This is a genomic window from Stenotrophomonas sp. P2112, assembly GCF_041897515.1.
In the GTDB taxonomy this organism is placed as follows: domain Bacteria; phylum Pseudomonadota; class Gammaproteobacteria; order Xanthomonadales; family Xanthomonadaceae; genus Stenotrophomonas; species Stenotrophomonas sepilia.
Genome location: NZ_CP169216.1, coordinates 35,618 through 55,028, shown reverse-complemented (window position 1 = coordinate 55,028; position 19,411 = coordinate 35,618). Strand labels below are relative to the sequence as shown.

The 19,411-nt window shown below is 67.6% G+C and carries 18 protein-coding genes; 5 read left to right on the top strand and 13 right to left on the bottom strand.

Translation table 11 applies throughout. The features are described from left to right. Window positions 1-60: 60 nt before the first annotated feature. Window positions 61-786 carry an orotidine-5'-phosphate decarboxylase gene (gene pyrF, locus ACEPA4_RS00250; protein WP_005421084.1) on the bottom strand — a complete coding sequence of 242 codons (726 nt, stop codon included), beginning with the start codon at window positions 784-786 and terminating at the stop codon, window positions 61-63. Then, window positions 783-1,706, bottom strand: coding sequence for a 5'-nucleotidase, lipoprotein e(P4) family (locus ACEPA4_RS00245; RefSeq protein ID WP_005421086.1), 924 nt, complete (start codon window positions 1,704-1,706; stop codon window positions 783-785). Before ACEPA4_RS00245 ends, pyrF begins: the two co-directional genes overlap by 4 nt. Window positions 1,707-1,807: 101 nt before the next feature. Here ACEPA4_RS00245 and ACEPA4_RS00240 point away from each other — a divergent pair, with 101 nt between their 5' ends. Further along, window positions 1,808-2,461, top strand: a complete 654-nt coding sequence (locus tag ACEPA4_RS00240; RefSeq protein ID WP_164093077.1) for a YceH family protein — start codon at window positions 1,808-1,810, stop codon at window positions 2,459-2,461. Between the two features lie 88 nt (window positions 2,462-2,549). Here ACEPA4_RS00240 and ACEPA4_RS00235 read toward each other — a convergent pair whose 3' ends face one another. The 4 genes from ACEPA4_RS00235 to ACEPA4_RS00220 all read right to left on the bottom strand — a co-directional run bounded on the left by ACEPA4_RS00235 (window position 2,550) and on the right by ACEPA4_RS00220 (window position 6,496). Next, entirely contained in the window at window positions 2,550-3,074 is a 525-nt protein-coding gene (locus ACEPA4_RS00235; protein ID WP_139726561.1) for a GNAT family N-acetyltransferase, read from the bottom strand. Window positions 3,075-3,165: 91 nt separating this feature from the next. Then, window positions 3,166-3,651, bottom strand: coding sequence for a DUF3592 domain-containing protein (locus tag ACEPA4_RS00230; protein ID WP_095378490.1), 486 nt, complete (start codon window positions 3,649-3,651; stop codon window positions 3,166-3,168). A gap of 20 nt (window positions 3,652-3,671) precedes the next feature. Beyond that, window positions 3,672-4,436 carry a DUF3592 domain-containing protein gene (locus ACEPA4_RS00225; protein WP_164214006.1) on the bottom strand — a complete coding sequence of 255 codons (765 nt, stop codon included), beginning with the start codon at window positions 4,434-4,436 and terminating at the stop codon, window positions 3,672-3,674. 83 nt (window positions 4,437-4,519) lie between these two features. After that, window positions 4,520-6,496 (bottom strand): UvrD-helicase domain-containing protein, encoded by a 1,977-nt coding sequence (locus ACEPA4_RS00220; RefSeq protein WP_095378496.1) that lies wholly within the window; start codon window positions 6,494-6,496, stop codon window positions 4,520-4,522. Between the two features lie 99 nt (window positions 6,497-6,595). Here ACEPA4_RS00220 and ACEPA4_RS00215 point away from each other — a divergent pair, with 99 nt between their 5' ends. Beyond that, window positions 6,596-7,267 carry an SEL1-like repeat protein gene (locus tag ACEPA4_RS00215; RefSeq protein WP_005421099.1) on the top strand — a complete coding sequence of 224 codons (672 nt, stop codon included), beginning with the start codon at window positions 6,596-6,598 and terminating at the stop codon, window positions 7,265-7,267. Window positions 7,268-7,391: 124 nt separating this feature from the next. Beyond that, window positions 7,392-8,012, top strand: a complete 621-nt coding sequence (locus ACEPA4_RS00210; protein ID WP_005421101.1) for a thymidine kinase — start codon at window positions 7,392-7,394, stop codon at window positions 8,010-8,012. A gap of 520 nt (window positions 8,013-8,532) precedes the next feature. On the opposite strand, the gene ACEPA4_RS00205 is transcribed toward ACEPA4_RS00210, so the two are convergent. The 4 genes from ACEPA4_RS00205 to ACEPA4_RS00190 all read right to left on the bottom strand — a co-directional run bounded on the left by ACEPA4_RS00205 (window position 8,533) and on the right by ACEPA4_RS00190 (window position 12,606). Further along, window positions 8,533-10,137: a glucan biosynthesis protein gene (locus tag ACEPA4_RS00205; RefSeq protein ID WP_262090500.1), complete on the bottom strand. Its 1,605-nt coding sequence runs from the start codon at window positions 10,135-10,137 to the stop codon at window positions 8,533-8,535. 105 nt (window positions 10,138-10,242) lie between these two features. Continuing rightward, entirely contained in the window at window positions 10,243-11,055 is an 813-nt protein-coding gene (gene mutM / locus ACEPA4_RS00200) for a bifunctional DNA-formamidopyrimidine glycosylase/DNA-(apurinic or apyrimidinic site) lyase (RefSeq protein WP_005421105.1), read from the bottom strand. A gap of 19 nt (window positions 11,056-11,074) precedes the next feature. Continuing rightward, window positions 11,075-11,407, bottom strand: coding sequence for a hypothetical protein (locus ACEPA4_RS00195; protein WP_005421108.1), 333 nt, complete (start codon window positions 11,405-11,407; stop codon window positions 11,075-11,077). Further along, window positions 11,404-12,606 carry an acyl-CoA desaturase gene (locus ACEPA4_RS00190; protein WP_072167421.1) on the bottom strand — a complete coding sequence of 401 codons (1,203 nt, stop codon included), beginning with the start codon at window positions 12,604-12,606 and terminating at the stop codon, window positions 11,404-11,406. Before ACEPA4_RS00190 ends, ACEPA4_RS00195 begins: the two co-directional genes overlap by 4 nt. Window positions 12,607-12,757: 151 nt before the next feature. On the opposite strand from ACEPA4_RS00190, the gene ACEPA4_RS00185 reads away from it, so the two are divergent. After that, a complete protein-coding gene (locus ACEPA4_RS00185; protein ID WP_053496707.1) occupies window positions 12,758-13,579 on the top strand; it encodes an ABC transporter ATP-binding protein in 822 nt (273 codons plus the stop codon). Window positions 13,580-13,707: 128 nt separating this feature from the next. Here the strand turns inward: ACEPA4_RS00185 and ACEPA4_RS00180 are convergent, their stop codons facing one another. Both ACEPA4_RS00180 and ACEPA4_RS00175 read right to left on the bottom strand, forming a co-directional pair. Continuing rightward, a complete protein-coding gene (locus ACEPA4_RS00180) occupies window positions 13,708-14,910 on the bottom strand; it encodes a DUF4785 domain-containing protein (RefSeq protein ID WP_164093675.1) in 1,203 nt (400 codons plus the stop codon). Window positions 14,911-14,921: 11 nt separating this feature from the next. Then, window positions 14,922-15,800, bottom strand: a complete 879-nt coding sequence (locus ACEPA4_RS00175) for a hypothetical protein (RefSeq protein WP_164263817.1) — start codon at window positions 15,798-15,800, stop codon at window positions 14,922-14,924. Window positions 15,801-16,061: 261 nt separating this feature from the next. Between ACEPA4_RS00175 and ACEPA4_RS00170 the strand changes: the two genes are divergently transcribed. Further along, window positions 16,062-16,901 carry a phosphatase PAP2 family protein gene (locus ACEPA4_RS00170; RefSeq protein WP_005421113.1) on the top strand — a complete coding sequence of 280 codons (840 nt, stop codon included), beginning with the start codon at window positions 16,062-16,064 and terminating at the stop codon, window positions 16,899-16,901. 112 nt (window positions 16,902-17,013) lie between these two features. On the opposite strand, the gene ACEPA4_RS00165 is transcribed toward ACEPA4_RS00170, so the two are convergent. Further along, window positions 17,014-19,284 carry a TonB-dependent receptor gene (locus ACEPA4_RS00165; protein WP_262090498.1) on the bottom strand — a complete coding sequence of 757 codons (2,271 nt, stop codon included), beginning with the start codon at window positions 19,282-19,284 and terminating at the stop codon, window positions 17,014-17,016. Window positions 19,285-19,411 lie beyond the last annotated feature (127 nt).

Genomic DNA, 19,411 nt, shown 5'->3' with positions numbered 1-19,411 from the left:
CATCCCGCATGGATCGGGATGGCGTTCGTGGTGCCAGCGTGACCGGCGTCGGTGGTGGGCTCAGCGTGCAGCCAGAGCCGACGCGATTTCCTGCTGGATCGCCCGCGCTGCGGCCTGCGGATCGGCGGCCAGGCGGATCGGGCGACCGACCACGATGGCATCGGCGCCATCGGCAAAGGCCTGCGCTACGCCAACGGTACGCTTCTGGTCATCGCCGACCGGGCCACCGGGGCGGATGCCAGGGCAGACGATCGAGAATCCGCTGCCGGTGGCAGCGCGGATCGGGCCGGCTTCCTGGCCCGAAGCGATCACGCCATCGATGCCGGCGGCCTGGGCAGCCAGCGCGCGCTCGACCACCACGTCCACCGGTTCGCGGTCGATGCCCATCTGTGCGAGGTCGGGGCGCCCCATCGAGGTCAGCACGGTCACTGCCAGCAGGCGCATGTCGCCGCTGTTGGCGGCCGCGCACGCCTCCATCATGGCCGGGTGCCAACCATGGATGGTGGCGTAGCTGACCGGCCACTGCGACAGGCGCTTGATCACCGCCGCAGCGGTGGCCGGAATGTCGAAGAACTTCAGGTCGACGAACACGCGCTTGTCGCGGCGGGCCAGCTCATCGAGCACCTGGAAGTACTCGCCGGAGGCGAGCAGTTCCATGCCGATCTTGTAGAACGCCACGCTGTCGCCCAGGCGGTCGACCCACGCCAGCGCCTGCGCGCGGTCAGGCACGTCCAGCGCGAAGATCAGGCGCTCGTCATCGCGCAGCGGCAGCGGTGCGCGGCTCATGGTGCGTAGTCCAGCGCGGCGCGCTTGGCGTCGTGGCGGGCCTGGCGCGACTGGCTGTAATCGTTGTTGAACTGCGCCGGCTCGAAGCCGCCGTAGGTCGGGTTCGGCAGCATCCACCAGCGCTCGCCGAACCAGTCGTGGTACTGCTGCAGCAGGGCGTCACGGCCTTCGTTGGTGTTGGCGGTCACTTCCACGAAGTCACCCAGCTGGTCGCCGAACTGCATCAGCACGCGGTACTTCTGCCCGGCCAGGCGGCGGCGGCAGTTCTTCTCGCTGCCAGCCTGCTCGCAGCCTTCGACCACGGTGCCCAGGCCCAGGAACACGCTGTCATCGGCCACCGGCAGGCCCTGCTCGCGCAGGTTGGCCAGGGTCGCGTCCTTCAGGTGCACAGCACGGTTGGAGATGTACAGCAGGGTCACGCCCTTGGCGTTGGCCGCCTTGGCGAAATCAACCACGCCCGGGATCGCCTTGGCCTTCTTTTCGGCCACCCACTGGTCCCAGCTCAGCTCGTCGTATTCCTTGCCGTCGCGCACCAGGCGCGCCTGGTAGGGCGAGTTGTCCAGCACTGTCTCGTCCACGTCCAGCACCACGGCCGGCTTCAGGCCCTTGGCCTCGTTGCCGCGTTCTTCCGGCACCAGAGCATCCCAATGGGCTTCCTTCAGCGCCACGTCCAGGTGGTCGGCGGCGGCGCGGTAGGTCTGCTCGGTGATCGCCCTGTACTCCTGCGCACGCTGCATCCACAGCACGGCGTTGAGGTTGTCGTTGGCGGTGGCATCACGCGCGCCATCGGCCTTGGCGGCGGACGCCGGGGCCTGCGGCGCCGCGGCTTCAGCGGCAGGCGCGTCCACGCGCTTGCAGGCGGACAGGCCCAGCGCCGCGGTGGCGAGCAGGGTCAGGGACAGGGAAACAGGACGACGCATGGATTCACCGGCAATCAGATATACCGGCGCATTTTACCGGCAAAGCCGGCCCTGGGACGGCTATGCTTGGTGGTTGACCCGCTGCTCTTCCGGAGGCCGCCATGACCGATTCCACCCAGACCCCTGACGTCCCCCTGCTCGATGCGGTGCAGGCCCGCCTGCTGGGCTGCCTGGTGGAGAAGGAGGCAACCACACCGGACACCTACCCGCTGACGGTCAATGCGGCCCAGTCGGCCGCCAACCAGAAGACCGCCCGGGAGCCGGTGATGAACGTCGACGCCGGCAGCGTGCAGCACGCGCTGCGCCAGCTGGAAGCACTGGGCCTGGCTCGCCAGCACTTCTCCTCGCGCGCCGACCGCTACGAGCACCGCCTGCAGGCCGCGCTGGACCTGACCCGGCAGCAGACCGTGCTGCTGGCGCTGCTGTTGCTGCGCGGCCCACAGACCCTGGGCGAGCTGGTGTCGCGCAGCGAGCGTCTGTACCGGTTCGCGGATATCGACGAAGCCCGCCACGCCGTCGAGCGCCTGCAGCAGCGCGCGCTGCTGGTGGTGCTGCCGCGCGCCAGCGGCCAACGCGAAGACCGCTACATGCACCTGCTGTGCGGTGAAGTGGATGGCGCGGCGCTGGCGGCCAAGTACGCCAGCAGTGGCGGGGGCAGCAGCGATGCGGCCGATCCGGGCCTGGCCGAGCGCGTGGCCCAGCTGGAAGCGGCCGTGGCCGAGCTGCAGGCGCAGCTGGCAGAACTGCGCGGTTGAGGTCCACATCCGGTAGTGCCGGCCGCTGGCCGGCAACCCGGTGATGCCTGGATGCCGGCCAGCGGCCGGCACCTACGATCATCAGGGATCAGACCTCCGCCGCTCCCGGCGTGGCATACAGCCGGCTCGGACTGTCCACGCCCGGCAGCTGGATCACTCCGCGCTCCTGCATGCCCAAGCCCAGCAGGATCTTCCCGGACACCACGTTGTCCAGATCGGTAATGCCATACAGATTCCGCAAGCTCAGCGCTCCGCGTGCATGCGCGAACACCGCACGCGCCGCCTCACCGGCGTAGCCCTGCCCGGCAAATTCCGAGAGCACCGCATAGCCGATATCCGGCCCCGGCAGGCCATCACGCCGCACCAGGCCGGCGTTACCCAGCCACGCGCCATCGGCCAGGCGCTCGATCGCATACATGCCGAAGCCGTTCAACGCATAGCTGCGCAGCACGCGCAGCGCGATGTACTCCCGCGCCTGCTCCTCGCTGCGCACGTTGCGATCACCGATGAAACGCAGGAAGCCTGGATCGTTGAGCAGTGCCAGCATCGGCGCAGCATCCCGGTCTGGTTCCAGGCGGCGCAGCCGCAGGCGTTCGCTTTCGATGGGATGCATGGGTGGGCTCCGGAAGGAATACCTCGATTTTGCAACGCCAGCGCCCGCCGTGCAGCACGCTCAGGCCAAGTGGGCCACTACGATGCTCAGCCTAGCCACATGCCCCGTCACGCGGGCCGAACAGGATCGGCCAGTAGCGCACGCACAGGCGATGGACGCATGCGGCGATCAGGCAGAACCCCATGCCCATCAGCGCCAACAGCAGCGGTGCGCCCCAGCGCAATCCCGGGTGCTGGATACGAGCCTTGGAAGGCATGCCGCCGGGATACAGCACCTGTACCTGTTCGCCGACCACGTACAGTGGTGCCCCGGTAGCAAAGGACGCGGTGAACTGAATCATCTGCCCCTGTGCGGTCTGGAACCTCACCACCGGGCGATGCAGGGTGATGTCACGTGCGGGCATCCCCTCCATTTCCGACCGGGCATCCTCTGCCTGGACGGCCACCACCGTTCCGGTTACGGAAACGGCCTTGCGCGCGAAACGCTGGACGTCCACGAACAGCCAGGCGGCGGCCAGAAGGGTCAGCAGGCCCACGGCAAAGAAAAACAGCAAAAAACATCTGAGGAGGGTGGGCATGGTGCTGCCGGGTTGATCGATCAGCGTGCAGGTGCCGGCGCTGATCGAATGAAGGAGGTATCGACATGGTAGTAGCGCGGATTGCCCGGCATGACATGGACATCCAGTTCACGCCCACTCACCTGTGCACGGGGATCGGCCCAGAGATACGCACTGTGGAAGACATGCCATCGAGTGGTTTCAGGATCGCGCCAGGCGCAGACGATGACGAACGGATGCCTTCCCCCCGAAAATACTCCGCGATCGCGCTTGATCGCCCGGACCTTGGCTTGCACCCGTGTCCCGTGGCGAAGGAGCTGCCTGCGCCGCCATGCCCTCGCCGCCTGCGGCAGGCGCAGAAGTCCCGCCGCCAGCAGGAATGGGCCGCCGCCCAATCCCAGTATGACGCTCAGGCCCCAGGGTGATGAGAGCGAACGCACCAGGGCCTTGTCCGGGCGGTCCGGCAGGTACAGCACATCTACATGATCGCCCGTCATGTAGGCACGACGGCTGGTACGACCTGCGAAGAACCGCATCACTTGCCCGCTGCTGGTAGTGAAGTCCACCCAGTACAGGAACTTCACCCCTGAAGTGCGCGAACCACCGCGATCAACGCTGACGGCATCCACATGGGTGATCCTGCCATCGGCAATGACCGCCGCATCGAGGAAGCGCCTGGCCCCAACGTAGGCCAGAAGCGCTGAAACAAGCAGGACCAGGCCCAGCCCGACGAAGGTACGGGTGAGAACAGGAGGGATGTCGTTGGACACGATGAAAGACACGGCGCGCACTTCGGGTGCGCTCACACTAGGCCTTAACCCGATGCAGGCTCAAGGCCAGAAGCGTCAATCGGACGGATTGGAATACCACTTTAGTGGCTTTTCGATCCTCAATCGAACAGCGCCTCGATCGCCGCCAACCCCGCGCTCGCCCGTTCCTTCTTCCGCGCCGCATCCGCCACCGGGTCCGCGCCATCGCGCTGGATCTCCTCGGCCGGGATCTCATCGAAGAACCGGCTCGGCTTCAGCCGCACATGCTCGCCGAACTTGCGCGTGAGCTTGCTGTAACTCATCCACAGCTGGATCTTGGCGCGGGTGATGCCCACGTACAGCAGGCGACGTTCTTCCTGCAGGTTGCCCTCGTCCAGGCTGACCTGGTGCGGCAACACGCCGTCCTCGCAGCCGACGATGAACACGTACGGGAATTCCAGGCCCTTGGAGGCGTGCATGGTCATCATGCGCACCTGGTTGCCGCCCTCGTCCTTGTCGCTGCGCGAGAGCAGCGCCAGCTGGCCGGCCAGGTCGGCGGCGGTGGCACCGCGCGGGCCGCCCTCGAACCACTGCGCCAGTTCCTCGATGTTGTTCGCCCGGCGCTGGTAGCTGGCCTCTTCCTTGGCCTGCTGGCGCAGCTCGCTCAGCAACCCCGATTCCTTGGCCACCTTGCGGATCATGTCGCCGGACGTCACCTGGCGCATCTGCGCCCGCAGGTCGCGCAGGATGTCGGTGAAGCGCGCCAGGCTGTTGGCCGCGCGCGGCGGCAACTGCTGCAGGGCGCCGATGGTCTCGGCCACATGCGCCATCGGCATGTCCTTTTCCTGCGCCAGCTCGGCCAGCCTGGCCAGCGTACCGGCACCCACATCGCGCTTGGGCGACTGCACCGCCCGCATGAACGCGGTGTCATCGTCCGGGTTCACCAGCAGCCGCAGCCAGGCCAGCGTGTCCTTCACTTCCTGGCGTTCCAGGAACATCGTGCCGCCGGTCAGGTGGTAGGGGATGCGCAGCAGCTGCATCGCCTTTTCCAGCGGCCGCGACTGGAAGTTGCCACGGAACAGGATGCAGAAATCACTCCACGGCACGTTGCGCGACTGCGCCACGAAGGCGATTTCGGCGGCGACCTTTTCCGCTTCGTGCTCACTGTTGCGGCACTCCCACACGCGGATGCGCTCACCGTCGGCCTGGTCGCTCCACAGCTTCTTCAGGTGTTCGTGCGGGTTGTTGGCGATCAGCGCATTGGCTGCACGCAGCACGCGGTTGGAGCAGCGGTAGTTCTGCTCCAGCTTGATGATTTCCAGCGTGGGGTAGTCACGCCCCATCTGCTGCAGGTTCTCCGGGTTGGCGCCACGCCAGGCGTAGATCGACTGGTCATCGTCTCCCACGCAGGTGAAATTGCCCTTCTCACCAGCCAGCTGCTTGAGCAGGCGGTATTGCGCGTCGTTGGTGTCCTGGCATTCGTCCACCAGCAGGTAGCCGATGCGCTCGCGCCAGGCCAGGGCGATCTCGGGGTTCTCTTCCAGGATCTGCACCGGCAGGCGGATCAGGTCATCGAAATCGACCGCATTGAACGCGGTCAGCCGCAGCTGGTAGCGCTCGTAGACGCTGGCCGCTTCCTTCTCGCGGTTGCTGCGTGCGGCGGCCATCGCCTGCTCGGGCGACAGCCCGGCGTTCTTCGCGCGCGACACCAGGTTCTTCATGTCCTCGATGTCATCGGGCTTGGCGCCGTGCATCAGGTCCTTGATCTGCGCGGCGGCATCATCGGCATCGAAGATGGAGAAGCCGCGCTTCAGGCCCACGGCGGCATGTTCGATCTGCAGGAACTTCAGGCCCAGCGCATGGAAGGTGCAGATGGTCACCTCGTCGGCGTCCTGCTCGCGCAGGCGCTTGGCCACGCGCTCGCGCATTTCCTTGGCCGATTTGTTGGTGAAGGTGATCGCCGCGATGCGGCGCGCCGGATAGCGGCCACTGCCGATCAGGTGGGCGATCTTCTCCACGATCACCCGCGTCTTGCCGCTGCCGGCGCCGGCGAGCACCAGCAAGGGGCCTTCGATGTGCAGGACGGCGGCGGCTTGGGGGGGATTGAGACCGTGCATGGGGACAGGATTGTAGCGGGGTGCCGGCGGGCCGACCTGACTTGCATGACGCCTGGCCCTAAGGTATTGAGTCGACTCCGGAACACAGGAGCGTGGTCCATGTCCTTGAACATCATCGCCCGCCCGCTGGTGGCTACCCTGCTGGGCCTGCTGGCCGTGCCTGCGGCCGGGTCCAGCCCGGCACCGCCTGCCGACGCCTATGAAACGATCGTGCTGCAGTCGCACGAGTTCCTCGTCTACCATCCGGACCTGCGCTTCCGTGGGCTCGGCATGCAGGCCCGCGAGCGGGGCCGCCACGAAGAGGCCCGCAACGACTTCCGCAATGCCGCGCGCTACGGCGACAAGCTCTCACAGGCAGCGCTGGCCGACATGCTCTGGAACGGGCAGGGCGGTCCGGTCGACCGCGCCCTGGGCTATGCATGGATGGACCTGGCGGCCGAGCGCGGCACCGAGTGGCTGGTGGTACAGCGCGAACGCTTCTGGGAGGCGCTGTCCGCCGACGAGCGCGAGCGCGCGGTACGCGAGGGCCGCGCGCTGTATGCCGAGTTCGGCGACCCGGCCGCGACGCCGCGGCTGGAACGTGAACTGCGGGCCGGCAGCATGCGGCAGACCGGCAGCCGCGCCGGCTGGAACGGCGCCATGCGCAGCCAGGGCCGTGGCGATGCGGGGGCCCGTGTGCTGCAACCGGAAAAGCACCAGTTGGCGCGCTACTGGGACCCGGTGGCCTACCGGCAATGGCAGGACGAGGAGCTGGCCAGATCGGGGCGATGAGCCACGCCTGCCAGGCCATCGTTGCCTCGGCGCTGCTGGCACCGGGGTACGCGACAGCCGGCACGTGATCGCCCGGCCACGGCCGATCCGCGACGGCGGGCCGGGTGGCGACTAGAATTGGCCGATGGCCAAGCTCTACTTCTACTACTCGGCGATGAACGCCGGCAAGACCACCACCCTGCTGCAGAGCGCGCACAACTACCGCGAGCGCGGCATGCGGGTGGCGATCCTGACCCCACGCCTGGACGATCGTGCCGGCGCCGGCGTGGTTGCCTCGCGGATCGGCCTGCGCGCTGACGGCATGGCCTTCGACCGCGATACCGACCTGCAGCGCTGGGTGGAGCAGGATCTGGCAGCCAACGGCCCGATGGGCTGCGTGCTGGTGGACGAGGCGCAGTTCCTGACCCGCGCCCAGGTCTGGCAGCTCAGTGAGGTGGTCGACCAGCTGCGCATTCCGGTGCTGTGCTACGGCCTTCGTACCGACTTCCGCGGCGAGCTGTTCGAAGGCAGCCAGTACCTGCTGGCCTGGGCCGACGAGATGCAGGAGATCAAGACCATCTGCCACAGCGGCAAGAAGGCGACGATGACCGTGCGCGTGGACGAGCATGGCCACGCCGTGCAGGACGGCCCGCAGGTGGAGATCGGTGGCAACGAGCGCTACGTGTCGGTCAGCCGCGCGGAGTTCAAGAAGATCACCCGCGGCGAAGGCCGGATCGATCCGGCGCAGGCGCCCCTGCCGCTGTAAGGGGTGTTCTTTTGCAGGGCTTGCAGCCCTGCACCTGCTTCAAGCCGAAGCAACGGCAACAGCGGGCATTCCGTGGAATGGCGGGGCGGTGTCGGAGTGCGGGGACGCTGCAAGTACGTCCCTGTAAGCTTGGCAGCCGCATCCATGCGGCTGACACCCCGCACTCCGACACCGCCCCACCTCTGACACAATCCCGCAGCTGTTGGTGGGTGTCGACCTTGGTCGACACATCTGTCAGATATCGAATGAAATTCCGGGGTCAGATCCGTTTTCCTTCGGAAAACGGATCTGACCCCATGAGCTGTTCCGACAGATCGCGGAGGTCTGTCGAAGGCGGGGTGGGTCCGGTTGCGGGGGCGTGAGCGCCATGGATGGCGCGACCGAGGCTACATGGACGTATTTACGCCGTCCCCCTCAACCGGACCCACCCCGCCTTCCTACAGGAAACCAGCTTCTGCCGTTGCTTCGGCTCTGGCCTCTGCAGGTGCAGGGCTGCAAGCCCTGCAAACCCAATCCCCACTTAGTACAGCGTGCGCTCCGGCGCACCGGCCGGCGGCGGGGTGTACTGGTACAGCCAGGTCTCGGTGAGGGTCTTGCCACCACTGCGCAGGAACAGGCGGATGTCGATCTGCTCGGTACTGCCTTCCGGCGGCACCAGGTCGAACATCGCGCGATAGCCGTTGATCTCGCGCAGCGGGCGCGCCGACACGATCTCGACCCGGCCACGGCTGGCTTCCACCACCGCTTCGACCTCGGCCTTGTCGATCAGCCTGGCCAGTTCGCCACCTTCGAAGTCCACCGCGAAGCGCCAGCTGAAGTACTCACGCTTCTTGCCGACCACACCGCCCAGGCCGGTGCGGCTGGCCACGCAGTGCGCCAGCGGCGGGCGCGCCGGCGGTTCGGCGCCCCAGTACAAGCGGTAGCCGACCAGCAGCTCCTGGCCCGGCTGCGGCTTTTCCTTCGGGTTCCAGAACGCCACGATGTTGTCGAACGTCTCGTCCACGGTGGGAATCTCCACCAGCTGCACCGAGCCCTCGCCCCATTCGCCCTTCGGCTCCACCCACAGGCACGGGCGCTTCTCGTAGAACACGCCGTCGTCCTGGTAATGGTCGAAGTTGCGGTCGCGTTGCAGCAGGCCGAAGCCACGCGGGTTGCGGTCCACGAACATGTTGAAGCGCAGGTTGCGCGGGTTCAGCAGCGGGCGCCAGATCCATTCGCCGGCACCGGTCCACAGCGACAGGCCATCGGTATCGTGGATCTCCGGGCGCCAGTCCCAGCCCATGCGGCGGTCGTTCTCGCCCACCTGGTACATGCTGGTGCACGGGGCGATGCCCAACCGCTCGATCGCCTTGCGCGGGTACAGCGCGCTGTCGATGTCCATCAGCAGCACGTCACCGTTGGTGATCGCGAAGCGATAGGCACCGGCCACGCTGGGCGAATCCAGCAGGCCATAGACCACGATCGTCTCCGAATCAGCCGACGGCTGTTCCAGGTAGTAGGCGATGAAATCCGGGAATTCCTCCGGCTTGCCCATGCCGGTGTCGATCGCCAGGCCACGCGCGGACTGCCCGTACTGGCCCTCCTTGCCGACCGCGCGGAAGTAGCTGGCGCCAAGGAAGGCGGCGAAGTCGCGGTCGGTGTCCTTGCGGGTGTTCAGGCGGAACCCGGCGAAGCCCAGATCGGCCGGCAGCTCGCCATCCTTGATGCCGCTCTTGCCGTAGTTGAACGCCGCGCCGTCATAGGCCAGTTCCTGCGCCTTGCCGTCGACCACGTCGAACATGCGCACCGGCGAATGGAAGTACAGGCCCAGGTGGAAGAACTTGGCCTGGAACTTGCCGGGCTGGTCGGCCCACAGCGCATGGTCCTGGCGGTAGCCAATCGACTGGTACTGGTCCCAGTCCAGGCCTTCCAGGCGGCCCGGCAGCACCCGCTTGTGGCTCTTGTAGGGTGCCTGTGCCAGCGCGCACGCCTGGCCCTTCAGGGTGGCGAAGTCGAACGGCTGCGGTTGGCCGAGGCGGCGCAGGCCCATCTGGCCGCTCCTGCTGGCCGCGCACGCGGGCAGGGACGGAAGGCCGAATGCAGCCAGGGCGAGGGAGGCATTGCGGATGAAGTCGCGTCGTTGCATGCAGGCGCGTCAGGCACAGGGAGGAAGGTCGGCCATCATAGGCAGACAAACGTTAACGGGCAGCGGAGACGCGCCCTGCCCGTTCAGCTGCCGCTGGTCGCCGGCTCAGCGCTGGCAGTGGCTGCACCAGACGCTGGCGCGCTGGCCGATGGTGGCGTGCTTCAGCGCGCGCCCGCAGTTCGGGCACGGCAACCCGTCGCGGCCGTACACCAGCAGCTCCTGCTCGAAGTAGCCCGGCGCACCGTCGGGGCTGATGAAATCGCGCAGGGTGGTGCCGCCGCGGGTGATGGCGTAGCCCAGGATCTCCTTCACCGCGTCGGCCAGCCGCTGGTAGCGTTCTCGCGAGATCTTTCCTGCCTCGCGCAACGGACTGATGCCGGCCTTGAACAGGCTCTCGGCGGCGTAGATGTTGCCCACGCCCACCACCACCGCCTGGTCCATCAGGAAGGTCTTCACCGGCGCGCTGCGGCCCCGGCTGCGGGCGAACAGGTAGTCGCCGTCGAACGCGTCGTCCAGGGGCTCCGGGCCCAGCCCCTGCAGCAGCGGGTGGATCTCCCCAGCCGGCTGCCAGAGCAGGCTGCCGAAGCGGCGCGGGTCGTTGAAGCGCAGCAGGCGGCCGTTGTCCAGGCTGATGTCGACGTGGTCATGCGCCCGCAGCGGGGTATCACCGGGCAGCACGCGCAGGCTGCCGGACATGCCCAGGTGCAGTACGGCGCTGCCGATGGCGGTATCCAGCAGCAGGTACTTGGCGCGCCGGCGGATGTCCTCGATGCGTTGCCCCGGCAGCAGCTCGGCCACTTCCGGCGGAATCGGCCAGCGCAGATCGGCGCGGCGCAGGATCACGCCATGCACACGGCGGCCCTGCAGGTGCGGCGCCAGGCCGCGGCGGGTGGTTTCGACTTCGGGCAGTTCAGGCATGGTGCGATTCTACGCCCGCTCAACGCGGCGGCGCGGACAGCTCGCGGGCATCCAGGAAGCCATCACCGTTGGCATCCTGCTTGTGGAAGCGCTGCACGATCACCTGCCGCTGCTGCTCGCGGCGGATTGCCCTGCCCTTGCCGCCGGGCAGCTCGTCGGCGCTCAGCACGCCATCACCGTTGCGGTCCATGCGATCGAAGGCATACAGCATCCACTGCACGTACTCGGCCTCGCTGACCCTGCCGTCGCCATCGCTGTCCATCCGCTGCAGATAGCTGGCGGTGTCGGTGACCTGGGCCAGCGCCGCACCCGGCAGCAGCGCCGCCAGCAGAAGCCCGTACCCTGCCCTCACGCGCCCACCAGACTGTAGCCCTTCAACCGTGCGGCGTAGGCCTGCAACGCCGCGATACCGCTTTCCTCGGCCTCGCGGCACCACGCCTGCAGCTGATGCAGGCGCTCGGCGGCGTCGTGGCCACGGGCTTCCAGCAGCGCAGCCAATCGCCCGCGGTACTCGACCAGAGTGCGGATGCGCGGCCGCTGCGCCACCCATGCGCTGAGCTGGGCGCGGCTGTCGGGCTTCAGCCAGCGGCCATCGTTGACCAGGCCACGGCGCAACCGGCGTGGCAGCAGGCGGCGCAGCTTGGCCCCGGCCTGCGCGGCCTCCTCGCGCAGGGCTGGCATGAACACGTTGCGCTGGTAATCGGTCATCGCCTGGAAGCGGTGCGACAGCAGCGCCTTCAGCGTTTCGGCATCGGGCACGGCGATGTTCGGGCGCACGTCCATGGCCGGCGCCACCCGCAGCACCCTGGCCAGGCGCAGCGCCTGCAGCAGGCGGATCGCACTCCAGCCGATATCGAACTCCCAGCGCCGCATCGCGAAGCGCGCCGAACTGGGGAATGCATGGTGGTTGTTGTGCAGCTCCTCGCCACCGATCCAGAACCCCCACGGCGTGAGATTGGTGGAGGTATCGGCCGACTCGTAGTTGCGGTACCCCCACCAGTGGCCCAGGCCATTGACTACGCCCGCCGCCCAGAACGGGATCCACGCCATCTGGATCGCCCACAGCGCCACGCCGGGCAGGCCGAACAGCACACTGTTGATCGCCAGCAGCACTACCGGCCCCAGCGTGGCGTGCGGGGTATACAGGTGGCGCTCGATCGCGTCGTCCGGCGTGCCGCGCCCGTACTGCTCGATGTCCGCGCGCATGCCGCGCGCTTCGCGGTACAGCTCCACGCCATGCCAGAACACCTTGCCGATGCCGCGGGTGACCGGGCTGTGCGGATCGTCCTCGGTCTCCACCTTGGCGTGGTGCTTGCGATGGATGGCCACCCACTCGCGGGTGATCATCGACGTGGTCAGCCACAGCCAGAAGCGGAACACGTGCGCCAGCGCCGGATGGAAATCGACCCCGCGATGGGCCTGGCTGCGGTGCAGGTACAGGGTTACCGAGAAGATGGTGATCTGGGTGAAGACCAGCAACACCGCCAGCATGGCCCACCCTCCCAGGCCGAGCACACCACCGGTCAACAGGGACATCAGGGCATCAGACATGGCAGCTCTCCGGATCGACGCGGGGATGGCAGACATGATGGGCGCTTGCGTTGCAAACTGCATCCCTGCGGCGATGTATCGCATCGCCATCCGTGGCACCGTTCACAGTTGGGGACCTGAGTTGTCGAGCCTTGATCCACGCGCCAGCACCATGACTGCCGCCCCGCCCGTTGCGGAGCTGCCCCCCTTGATCGAACTGGACCGCGCCACCGTGGTGCGCGGCCAGGTGAAGGTGCTGCACGGGCTCAGCCTGCGCATCGCGCAGGGCCAGCACACCGCCCTGCTCGGCCCCAACGGCTGCGGCAAGTCGACCTTCATCAAGCTGATCACCCGCGAGCTGTACCCGCTGGCGCAGGTCGACGGCTCCGTGGCGGTAAGGGTGCTGGGGCAGAACCGCTGGCAGGTGGACCGGCTGCGATCGCAGCTCGGCATCGTCACCGGCGATCTCAGCAGCAATCTGGCCGACATGCCGGGCCTGACCGTGGAACAGGCAGTGCTGTCCGGCTTCTTCGCCAGCTACGTGGTGCCGGCCTTCCGCGAAGTGACCGCCGATATGCGCGCACGTGTGGGCGAGACACTGGCGATGACCGGCGCCCTGTCCCTGCGCGACCGCGCCTACGCCGAGTTGTCCGCTGGCGAGACCCGCCGCGTGCTGATCGCCCGCGCGCTGGTCAATCGGCCGCAGGCACTGCTGCTGGACGAACCCTCCACCGGGCTGGACCTGGTCGCCCGCGAGCAGCTGGTGGCGACCATGCGGGTGCTGGCGCAGCAGGGCATCACCCTGGTGCTGGTGACCCACCACATCGAAGAGATCATTCCCGAGATCGAGCGCGTGGTACTGCTGCGCGATGGCCGCGTGCTGGCCGACGGCACCCGCGCCGAGCTGCTGCGCAACGAACCGCTGTCGGCGGTGTTCGGCGGCGCGATCACCGTCTGCGAGCAGGAAGGCCGGCTGACCGCATACGCGGGGTGATCGACATGCCGTTGTAGAGCTGAGCCCACGCTCGGCTGCTCCTGATCACGGCAAACGGCCGCCAAACATGGGCTCGCCTCTACACAAGAGGGAGCAGCGGGCCGGACCTCGGCCCGCTGCACGCAACCTCAGAACCGCAACGCCAGCGCACGCGACTCGATCGGTGCCATCCGGCTCTGGTCCTGCAGCTGCAGGTCGCGCAGCTCGTACGGTGCGCCAAAACCGGCCGGCAACGCGGCCTCGCCGAACGGCAGCACCAGCTGGCCGGCGCCTGGGCCATCGAACCACGCGGCTGCATGTGCCTGCGCGACCGGCTTCATCCGGCCATCGCGGGCCGTGGCATACAGCGTGCCGCGTGCCTCGTAGCGGCCTGCCGCAGCCACCTGCAGCGGCAGCGCCACCTGGCGGCTGGACGGGTCCGGTGCTGCCTGGCCACTGAAACGCGCGGTCGGCCGTGCCACCGCGAAGGCCACCTTGCCATCGCGCAGCACGCCATCGGCCTGGGCGAACACCTGCAGCTCCCACAGCCCCTGCACGGTGCCGATGTCGGTCGGGATCCGCACCTGCGCGCGCAGGCTGCCATCGGTGGTGCGCAGCAGGCGCTGCGGCCAGCTGCGGCCATCCGGTGCGACCAGCAGGGCTTCACCCCCCAGGCCGCCACGACGCGATGCCAGCTGCGCGGTGGTGGCGCCGTCTTCCAGCAGGCGTGCCTGCAGCTGCACGTTGCCACCGGCCAGCACCTGCGCCTGGTTGGCCTGCACTTCCAACCGCAGCGGGCTGTTCGGCTCCAGCACCTGCACCACATAGCGGCCCTGCGCCTGCGTGCTCTGCAGGGTGTACGCACCGGCGGCACTGGTCGCGCCGGTGCGCAGCATGCTGCTGCCATCACTCACCGGCATGCCGGCATCCTGAAGCGCGCGCGCATCGACACTGCGGGCCACGCTGCTGCGGCCAGCCGGGTCGCGCACCTGCAGGGTATTGGCCGGCAGCGCGCGGGCTCCTGCGGCCGGACTCAGCTGGATCACCGCATCGGGCGCCGTCAGCGGCAGGTCCAGGCCGCGCTGCAGCTGCGTGCCATCGACCTGCTGCCAGTAACTGCGGCTGACCGAGGCATATGGCGTGGCCGCCTGCAGCGGCTGCGCCGGGTCCAGCGCCCAGGCAAACGACAACGGCGCGTGTTCGCTTTCATCGGCAGGCAGCGGCGCGGCCACCAATGCGGCAGGCACCTGATCGCCCGCGCGGGCCGCCTGCAGAGGCTGCGCGGCCTTCGCGGCGGAAAGGGACAGTACTGCCAGCACCGCACTGGCCAGCAGGGTGGAATGGGGCGTCATGGTCATCTCCCTCACTGGGTCAGGTCGTTGCGCAGCAGGGTGCCGAGGCCGAAGCACTCGCGCCGGCTCTGGTTGTGGCTGAGCGGTTCTGCGCCCTGGGTGCGCGCTTTGTCGGTGAACCAGGTGGTACCGGCCGCCTTCTGGCTGCTGCACTCCAGGAAGCCATCGGAGCAGGACGACAACCAGTTCTGGGTGAACTCCAGGCCAACGTTGGCGGCATAGCCACCGCAGTAGCTGTTGCTGTCCCACACCGCCGATTCCACGTCACTGCCGACCACCGCGCGGAACGGCCTGGGCAACGCCGGGCGACCGGCCGTGCCGTACAGGTTCTGCGCGTTGTAGGTGGCCATGCTGGCCACCTGCTGCTGGCGTACCGCGTCGTTCTTGTAGCCCAGCAGCCAGCCCAGTGACGTTTCGAAGGTATTGCCGTTGAGCACCGCATCGGCCAGTGGCGTGCCCGCCGAAGACGGTGCCAGTGCGTTGACCTTGCGCACCGTGCGGATGATCTTCGGATAGCGGCTGTCGTACGTCGGATTGGACAGGATCCAGCGCATCACGTTGCCGCCGTTGGAATGGGTAATCACCACCAGCTGGGTGATGCCACGGCTGTCGATGAAACTGGTCAGCTGGTTGGCCAGGCAACCGGCGGCCTCCGGTTTCCACATGTACTGGGTGAAGTCACAGTTGATGACCACATAGTTGCTGCTGTTCGGCAGGCCCTGGCGCACGGTGTCGATGATCGCCGGCTGCCAGTAGTCCTGGGTGGCATTGGTCTGCGCGCCGGTGCCATGCACGAAGGCCACGCCGACCACGTCGGCGGCCTGCGTCGGTGCTGCTGCCAGCCCCAGAAGCAGGGCCAGGACGGTACTTCCTGTTGCGGTGCTGCGCATCGCTTCTCTCCCTCTGTCTTCGGATCCCCCCGACCCGGCTGGAACTGGACGGCCCCTGGTGCCTGCCGATGTGCCGATGCTCACGGTGCGGCCGCGTGAAAGTCCGTGCGCTGCGCCCGGATTCAGCAGACTGGCACGCTTCGATGACGTTCTTCATCTCCTGTGATGACCATGCCGGGTCTGGCCGTATGACCGATGGCCACTGCGGTGCCGCGCACGGGCTGCGATCATGACGCGATGTTTTTCCTCCGGAGCCCGTCCATGTCGCTGATTTCCCACCCTGCCCGCCCGCTGCTCGGCCTCGCCGTTGCCGTGGCCCTGGCCGGCTGTGCTGCCACGGCCACCAAACCGACCGCCGTCGAAGCCAACATCACCACCAAGGCCGTGGGCTATCTGGACAAGAGCGCTGTTCCGGCCAGCCTCGATCTGGTGCCGGCACCGCCGGTGGCCGGTTCGGCCGCCCTCGCCCTGGACGAACAGGTCAGCCGTGAAGCCCGCGCGCTGCGAGGCAGCCCGCGTTTCGCCCAGGCCGGCATCGATGCGGAACTCGGCTTCCCCGAAGGTGCAAACCACTTCTCCTGCGCCGCCGACATCGACGTCGATGCGGTGAAGACTCCGGCGCTGTATCGACTGCTGGAGCGCAGCCGGATCGACGCCAGCGCCGCTACCAAGGCAGCCAAGAACCACTACCAGCGCCCGCGCCCGTTCATGGTCAACGGTGAGCCGACCTGCTCGCCGAAGGACGAGGATGGCCTGCGCAAGAATGGTTCCTATCCATCCGGCCACACCTCGATCGGCTGGGCCTGGGCACTGATCCTGTCGGAGATCGTGCCGGACCGCGCCGATGCCATCCAGGCCCGCGGCCGCAACTACGGCGAGAGCCGCCTGGTATGCAACGTGCACTGGCAGAGCGACATCCTCGAAGGCCGCTTCATGGGTGCCGCCGCCGTGGCCCGCCTGCACGACAACGCCGCGTTCAACAAGGACCTGCTGGCCGCACGCAAGGAGATCGCTGCCGCGCGCAAGGCCGGCCTGCACTCCAGCCGCGACTGCACCACCGAGAACGCGGTACTGAAGGTGCGTCCGCAGAGCGCGCTGTAGGCGCCTGCGCGATCGGTCATTGCCGGCCAGCGGCCGGCACTACCGGTGGGTGCGAAGCAGAAGGGCCGGCATTGCGCCGGCCCTTCTTCATTGCACTACCGCAGCGACCGCATCAGAACTTCGCGGTGAACTCCACGCCCCAGGTGCGCGGCTCGTTGAGGAAGCCGGTCAGGTTGTTGAAGTCGATCGCACCGACCACGCGGGTCTGGTTGGTCAGGTTGCGGCCGAACACCGCCACGTCGTACTGGCCATACTCCCAGTTGTAGCCCAGGCGCAGGCCGCCTTCCAGCGAACTACGGCCGCGGAATTCCGGCGACTCGTAGATAAAGAAGTTCACCGCGCTGCGGTAGGCCCAGTCGGTGTAGGCGTACAGCTCGCTGCCATCGCTGAGCGGGAAGCCCACGCGCAGGGTCGCGTTGTGGATCCACTTCGGCGCCTGCGGCAGCGGGTTGCCGTTCACCAGCGCGTAGGTCTGGCCGTTGATCACCGTGGTCGGGTCGGTGATGGTGCAGCCGCCGCCGCAGATCGCCACCGCCAGGTTCTTGTCCTTGATCTCGGTGTCGTTGTAGCTGCTGCCAAAGGTCAGCAGGACGTTGTCGGCCAGGTAGGCCTCCAGGTCCAGCTCGACGCCCTGGCCGATGGTCTTGTCGGCGTTGAGCAGGGTGGCGGTGTTGTTGGAACCGCCCACGGCGATCAGCTGCTGGCCATCGACGTCGTAGCGGAACACGCTCAGGCCCAGGCGCGCGCGGCGCTCGAACAGGTCGGCCTTGATGCCGGCCTCGTACGAGATGACCTTCTCCGAATCGGCCTGCGACAGACCCGGCGCAAAGGCCAGGCGGCCCTGGATCGACGGCGCGCGGAAGCCCTTGGCCACGCGGGCGTAGGCGTTGATGTCGTCGGTGAGCTTGTAGACGCCGCTCAGGTCCCAGCTGACGTCGTTGACGTCGGTGTTGGCCAGGTACGGGCCACTGACCGGGGTGCCGAACGGAACCGCCTGCAGCACGCTGGCGCTGAAGTCCTTCTTGTCCTGGGTGTAGCGCACGCCGGCACGCAGCTTGAAGCGGTCGGTGACGTCGAAGTCACCCGAGGCGAACACTGCCCAGGCCTTGTTGCGCTGGTTCTGCACCACGTGGCCGGTCTGCGGATTGCCCGGGGCCAGCGAGTCGTAGTTGAAGTTGTTGATGGTCACGTCTTCATCGAAGTAGAAGACGCCGGCCTGCCAGTCGAAGCGGCCCCACTCGTTGGACTCGACGCGGAATTCCTGCGTCCACTGGCGATGGTGCGGCAGGCCATCAGCCGACTCCGAGGAGAACGGAATCAGGCCCGGGCCGTAGTTGCCGGCACCGAGGAAGGCCGCACCGTAGCCACCGTCGATGTCACCGCGGTTGAGCGATTCGGCGGTCTCGTAGCCGGTGATCGAGTGCAGGGTCACCGAGCCGAGGTTCCACTGCAGGCGCGCGCTGCCACCCCAGGTCTCCAGGTCGGAGAAGTTGACGCCGTCGTTGGCCACCTTGTCGCGGTCGAAGTTCTCGACCAGCGAATTGCCACCCTTCTGGATGATGTTGGCGCGGAACAGGCGGGCGGTGCCGTTGAGCTTGCGCTTGTGCAGGTTGAACAGCGCTTCGAAGTCATCGCCTTCGTACAGGAACTGCACGCGGCCTGCCGCTTCGTCATAGCCTTCGAAGCCGCTGTTGGGCGCGCCCACACGGGTGTTGTCGACCCAGTCGTCACGACGCTGGTAGATCGCCGAGACGCGCGCCGACCAGCGGTCGGTCAGCGGGCCGCCGTAGGCGCCCTGCACGTTCCAGCTGTTGTAGCTGCCGTAGCCGACGCGGATATAGCCGTCGGCATCCTGCGACGGGCGGGCCGAATCGAACTTGACCACGCCGGCCGGCGTGTTGCGGCCGAACAGGGTGCCCTGCGGGCCACGCAGCACTTCCACGTTGGCCAGGTCGAACAGCGGGAAGCCCTTCAGCAGCGGGCTTTCCTGCACGACGTCGTCGTATACCAGCGACACCGGCTGCGAGGCATTGAGATCGAAATCGGTGTTGCCCAGGCCGCGGATGTAGAAGCGCGGGAAGGCACGACCGTAGGACGACTCGATGTTGAGGCTCGGCACGCGTGCGGCCAGGAAGCGGATGTCATCGCCGGCCGAACCGAGCACATCCAGCTTCTCGCCCTGGATAGCGCTGACTGCGACCGGTACGTCCTTGGCGTTCTCGACACGGCGCTGCGCGGTGACCTGCAGGGTGTCGAGGGCAACCGGATCCTTGGCGGCAGGGGTTTCCTGGGCGGCTGCTACCAGCGGCAGCAGGGCGGAAAGAGCGGCAACGAGAGGGCGCGCGACCGGGAAGCGGCCACGGGAAGTGCGGGTCGGGGACATGGCGGTAGGCTGTGTTTGGAGGGGTGGTAAAACGGCGCTACCAGATAATTGTTGCAATACAGCACCTGCCCCGCAAATGCCGGCCGTTCATGGCCCCGTCGCCCTGCCCCCGGGGCGCTCGCTAGAC

Excerpts from the sequence above, each read along its gene's own strand:
- pyrF (WP_005421084.1), bottom strand. The coding sequence starts at position 786 with ATGAGCCGCGCACCGCTGCCGCTGCGCGATGACGAGCGCCTGATCTTC.
- ACEPA4_RS00245 (WP_005421086.1), bottom strand. The coding sequence starts at position 1,706 with ATGCGTCGTCCTGTTTCCCTGTCCCTGACCCTGCTCGCCACCGCGGCG.
- ACEPA4_RS00240 (WP_164093077.1), top strand. The coding sequence starts at position 1,808 with ATGACCGATTCCACCCAGACCCCTGACGTCCCCCTGCTCGATGCGGTG.
- ACEPA4_RS00235 (WP_139726561.1), bottom strand. The coding sequence starts at position 3,074 with ATGCATCCCATCGAAAGCGAACGCCTGCGGCTGCGCCGCCTGGAACCA.
- ACEPA4_RS00230 (WP_095378490.1), bottom strand. The coding sequence starts at position 3,651 with ATGCCCACCCTCCTCAGATGTTTTTTGCTGTTTTTCTTTGCCGTGGGC.
- ACEPA4_RS00220 (WP_095378496.1), bottom strand. The coding sequence starts at position 6,496 with ATGCACGGTCTCAATCCCCCCCAAGCCGCCGCCGTCCTGCACATCGAA.
- ACEPA4_RS00215 (WP_005421099.1), top strand. The coding sequence starts at position 6,596 with ATGTCCTTGAACATCATCGCCCGCCCGCTGGTGGCTACCCTGCTGGGC.
- ACEPA4_RS00210 (WP_005421101.1), top strand. The coding sequence starts at position 7,392 with ATGGCCAAGCTCTACTTCTACTACTCGGCGATGAACGCCGGCAAGACC.
- ACEPA4_RS00205 (WP_262090500.1), bottom strand. The coding sequence starts at position 10,137 with ATGCAACGACGCGACTTCATCCGCAATGCCTCCCTCGCCCTGGCTGCA.
- mutM (WP_005421105.1), bottom strand. The coding sequence starts at position 11,055 with ATGCCTGAACTGCCCGAAGTCGAAACCACCCGCCGCGGCCTGGCGCCG.
- ACEPA4_RS00190 (WP_072167421.1), bottom strand. The coding sequence starts at position 12,606 with ATGTCTGATGCCCTGATGTCCCTGTTGACCGGTGGTGTGCTCGGCCTG.
- ACEPA4_RS00185 (WP_053496707.1), top strand. The coding sequence starts at position 12,758 with ATGACTGCCGCCCCGCCCGTTGCGGAGCTGCCCCCCTTGATCGAACTG.
- ACEPA4_RS00180 (WP_164093675.1), bottom strand. The coding sequence starts at position 14,910 with ATGACGCCCCATTCCACCCTGCTGGCCAGTGCGGTGCTGGCAGTACTG.
- ACEPA4_RS00175 (WP_164263817.1), bottom strand. The coding sequence starts at position 15,800 with ATGCGCAGCACCGCAACAGGAAGTACCGTCCTGGCCCTGCTTCTGGGG.
- ACEPA4_RS00170 (WP_005421113.1), top strand. The coding sequence starts at position 16,062 with ATGTCGCTGATTTCCCACCCTGCCCGCCCGCTGCTCGGCCTCGCCGTT.
- ACEPA4_RS00165 (WP_262090498.1), bottom strand. The coding sequence starts at position 19,284 with ATGTCCCCGACCCGCACTTCCCGTGGCCGCTTCCCGGTCGCGCGCCCT.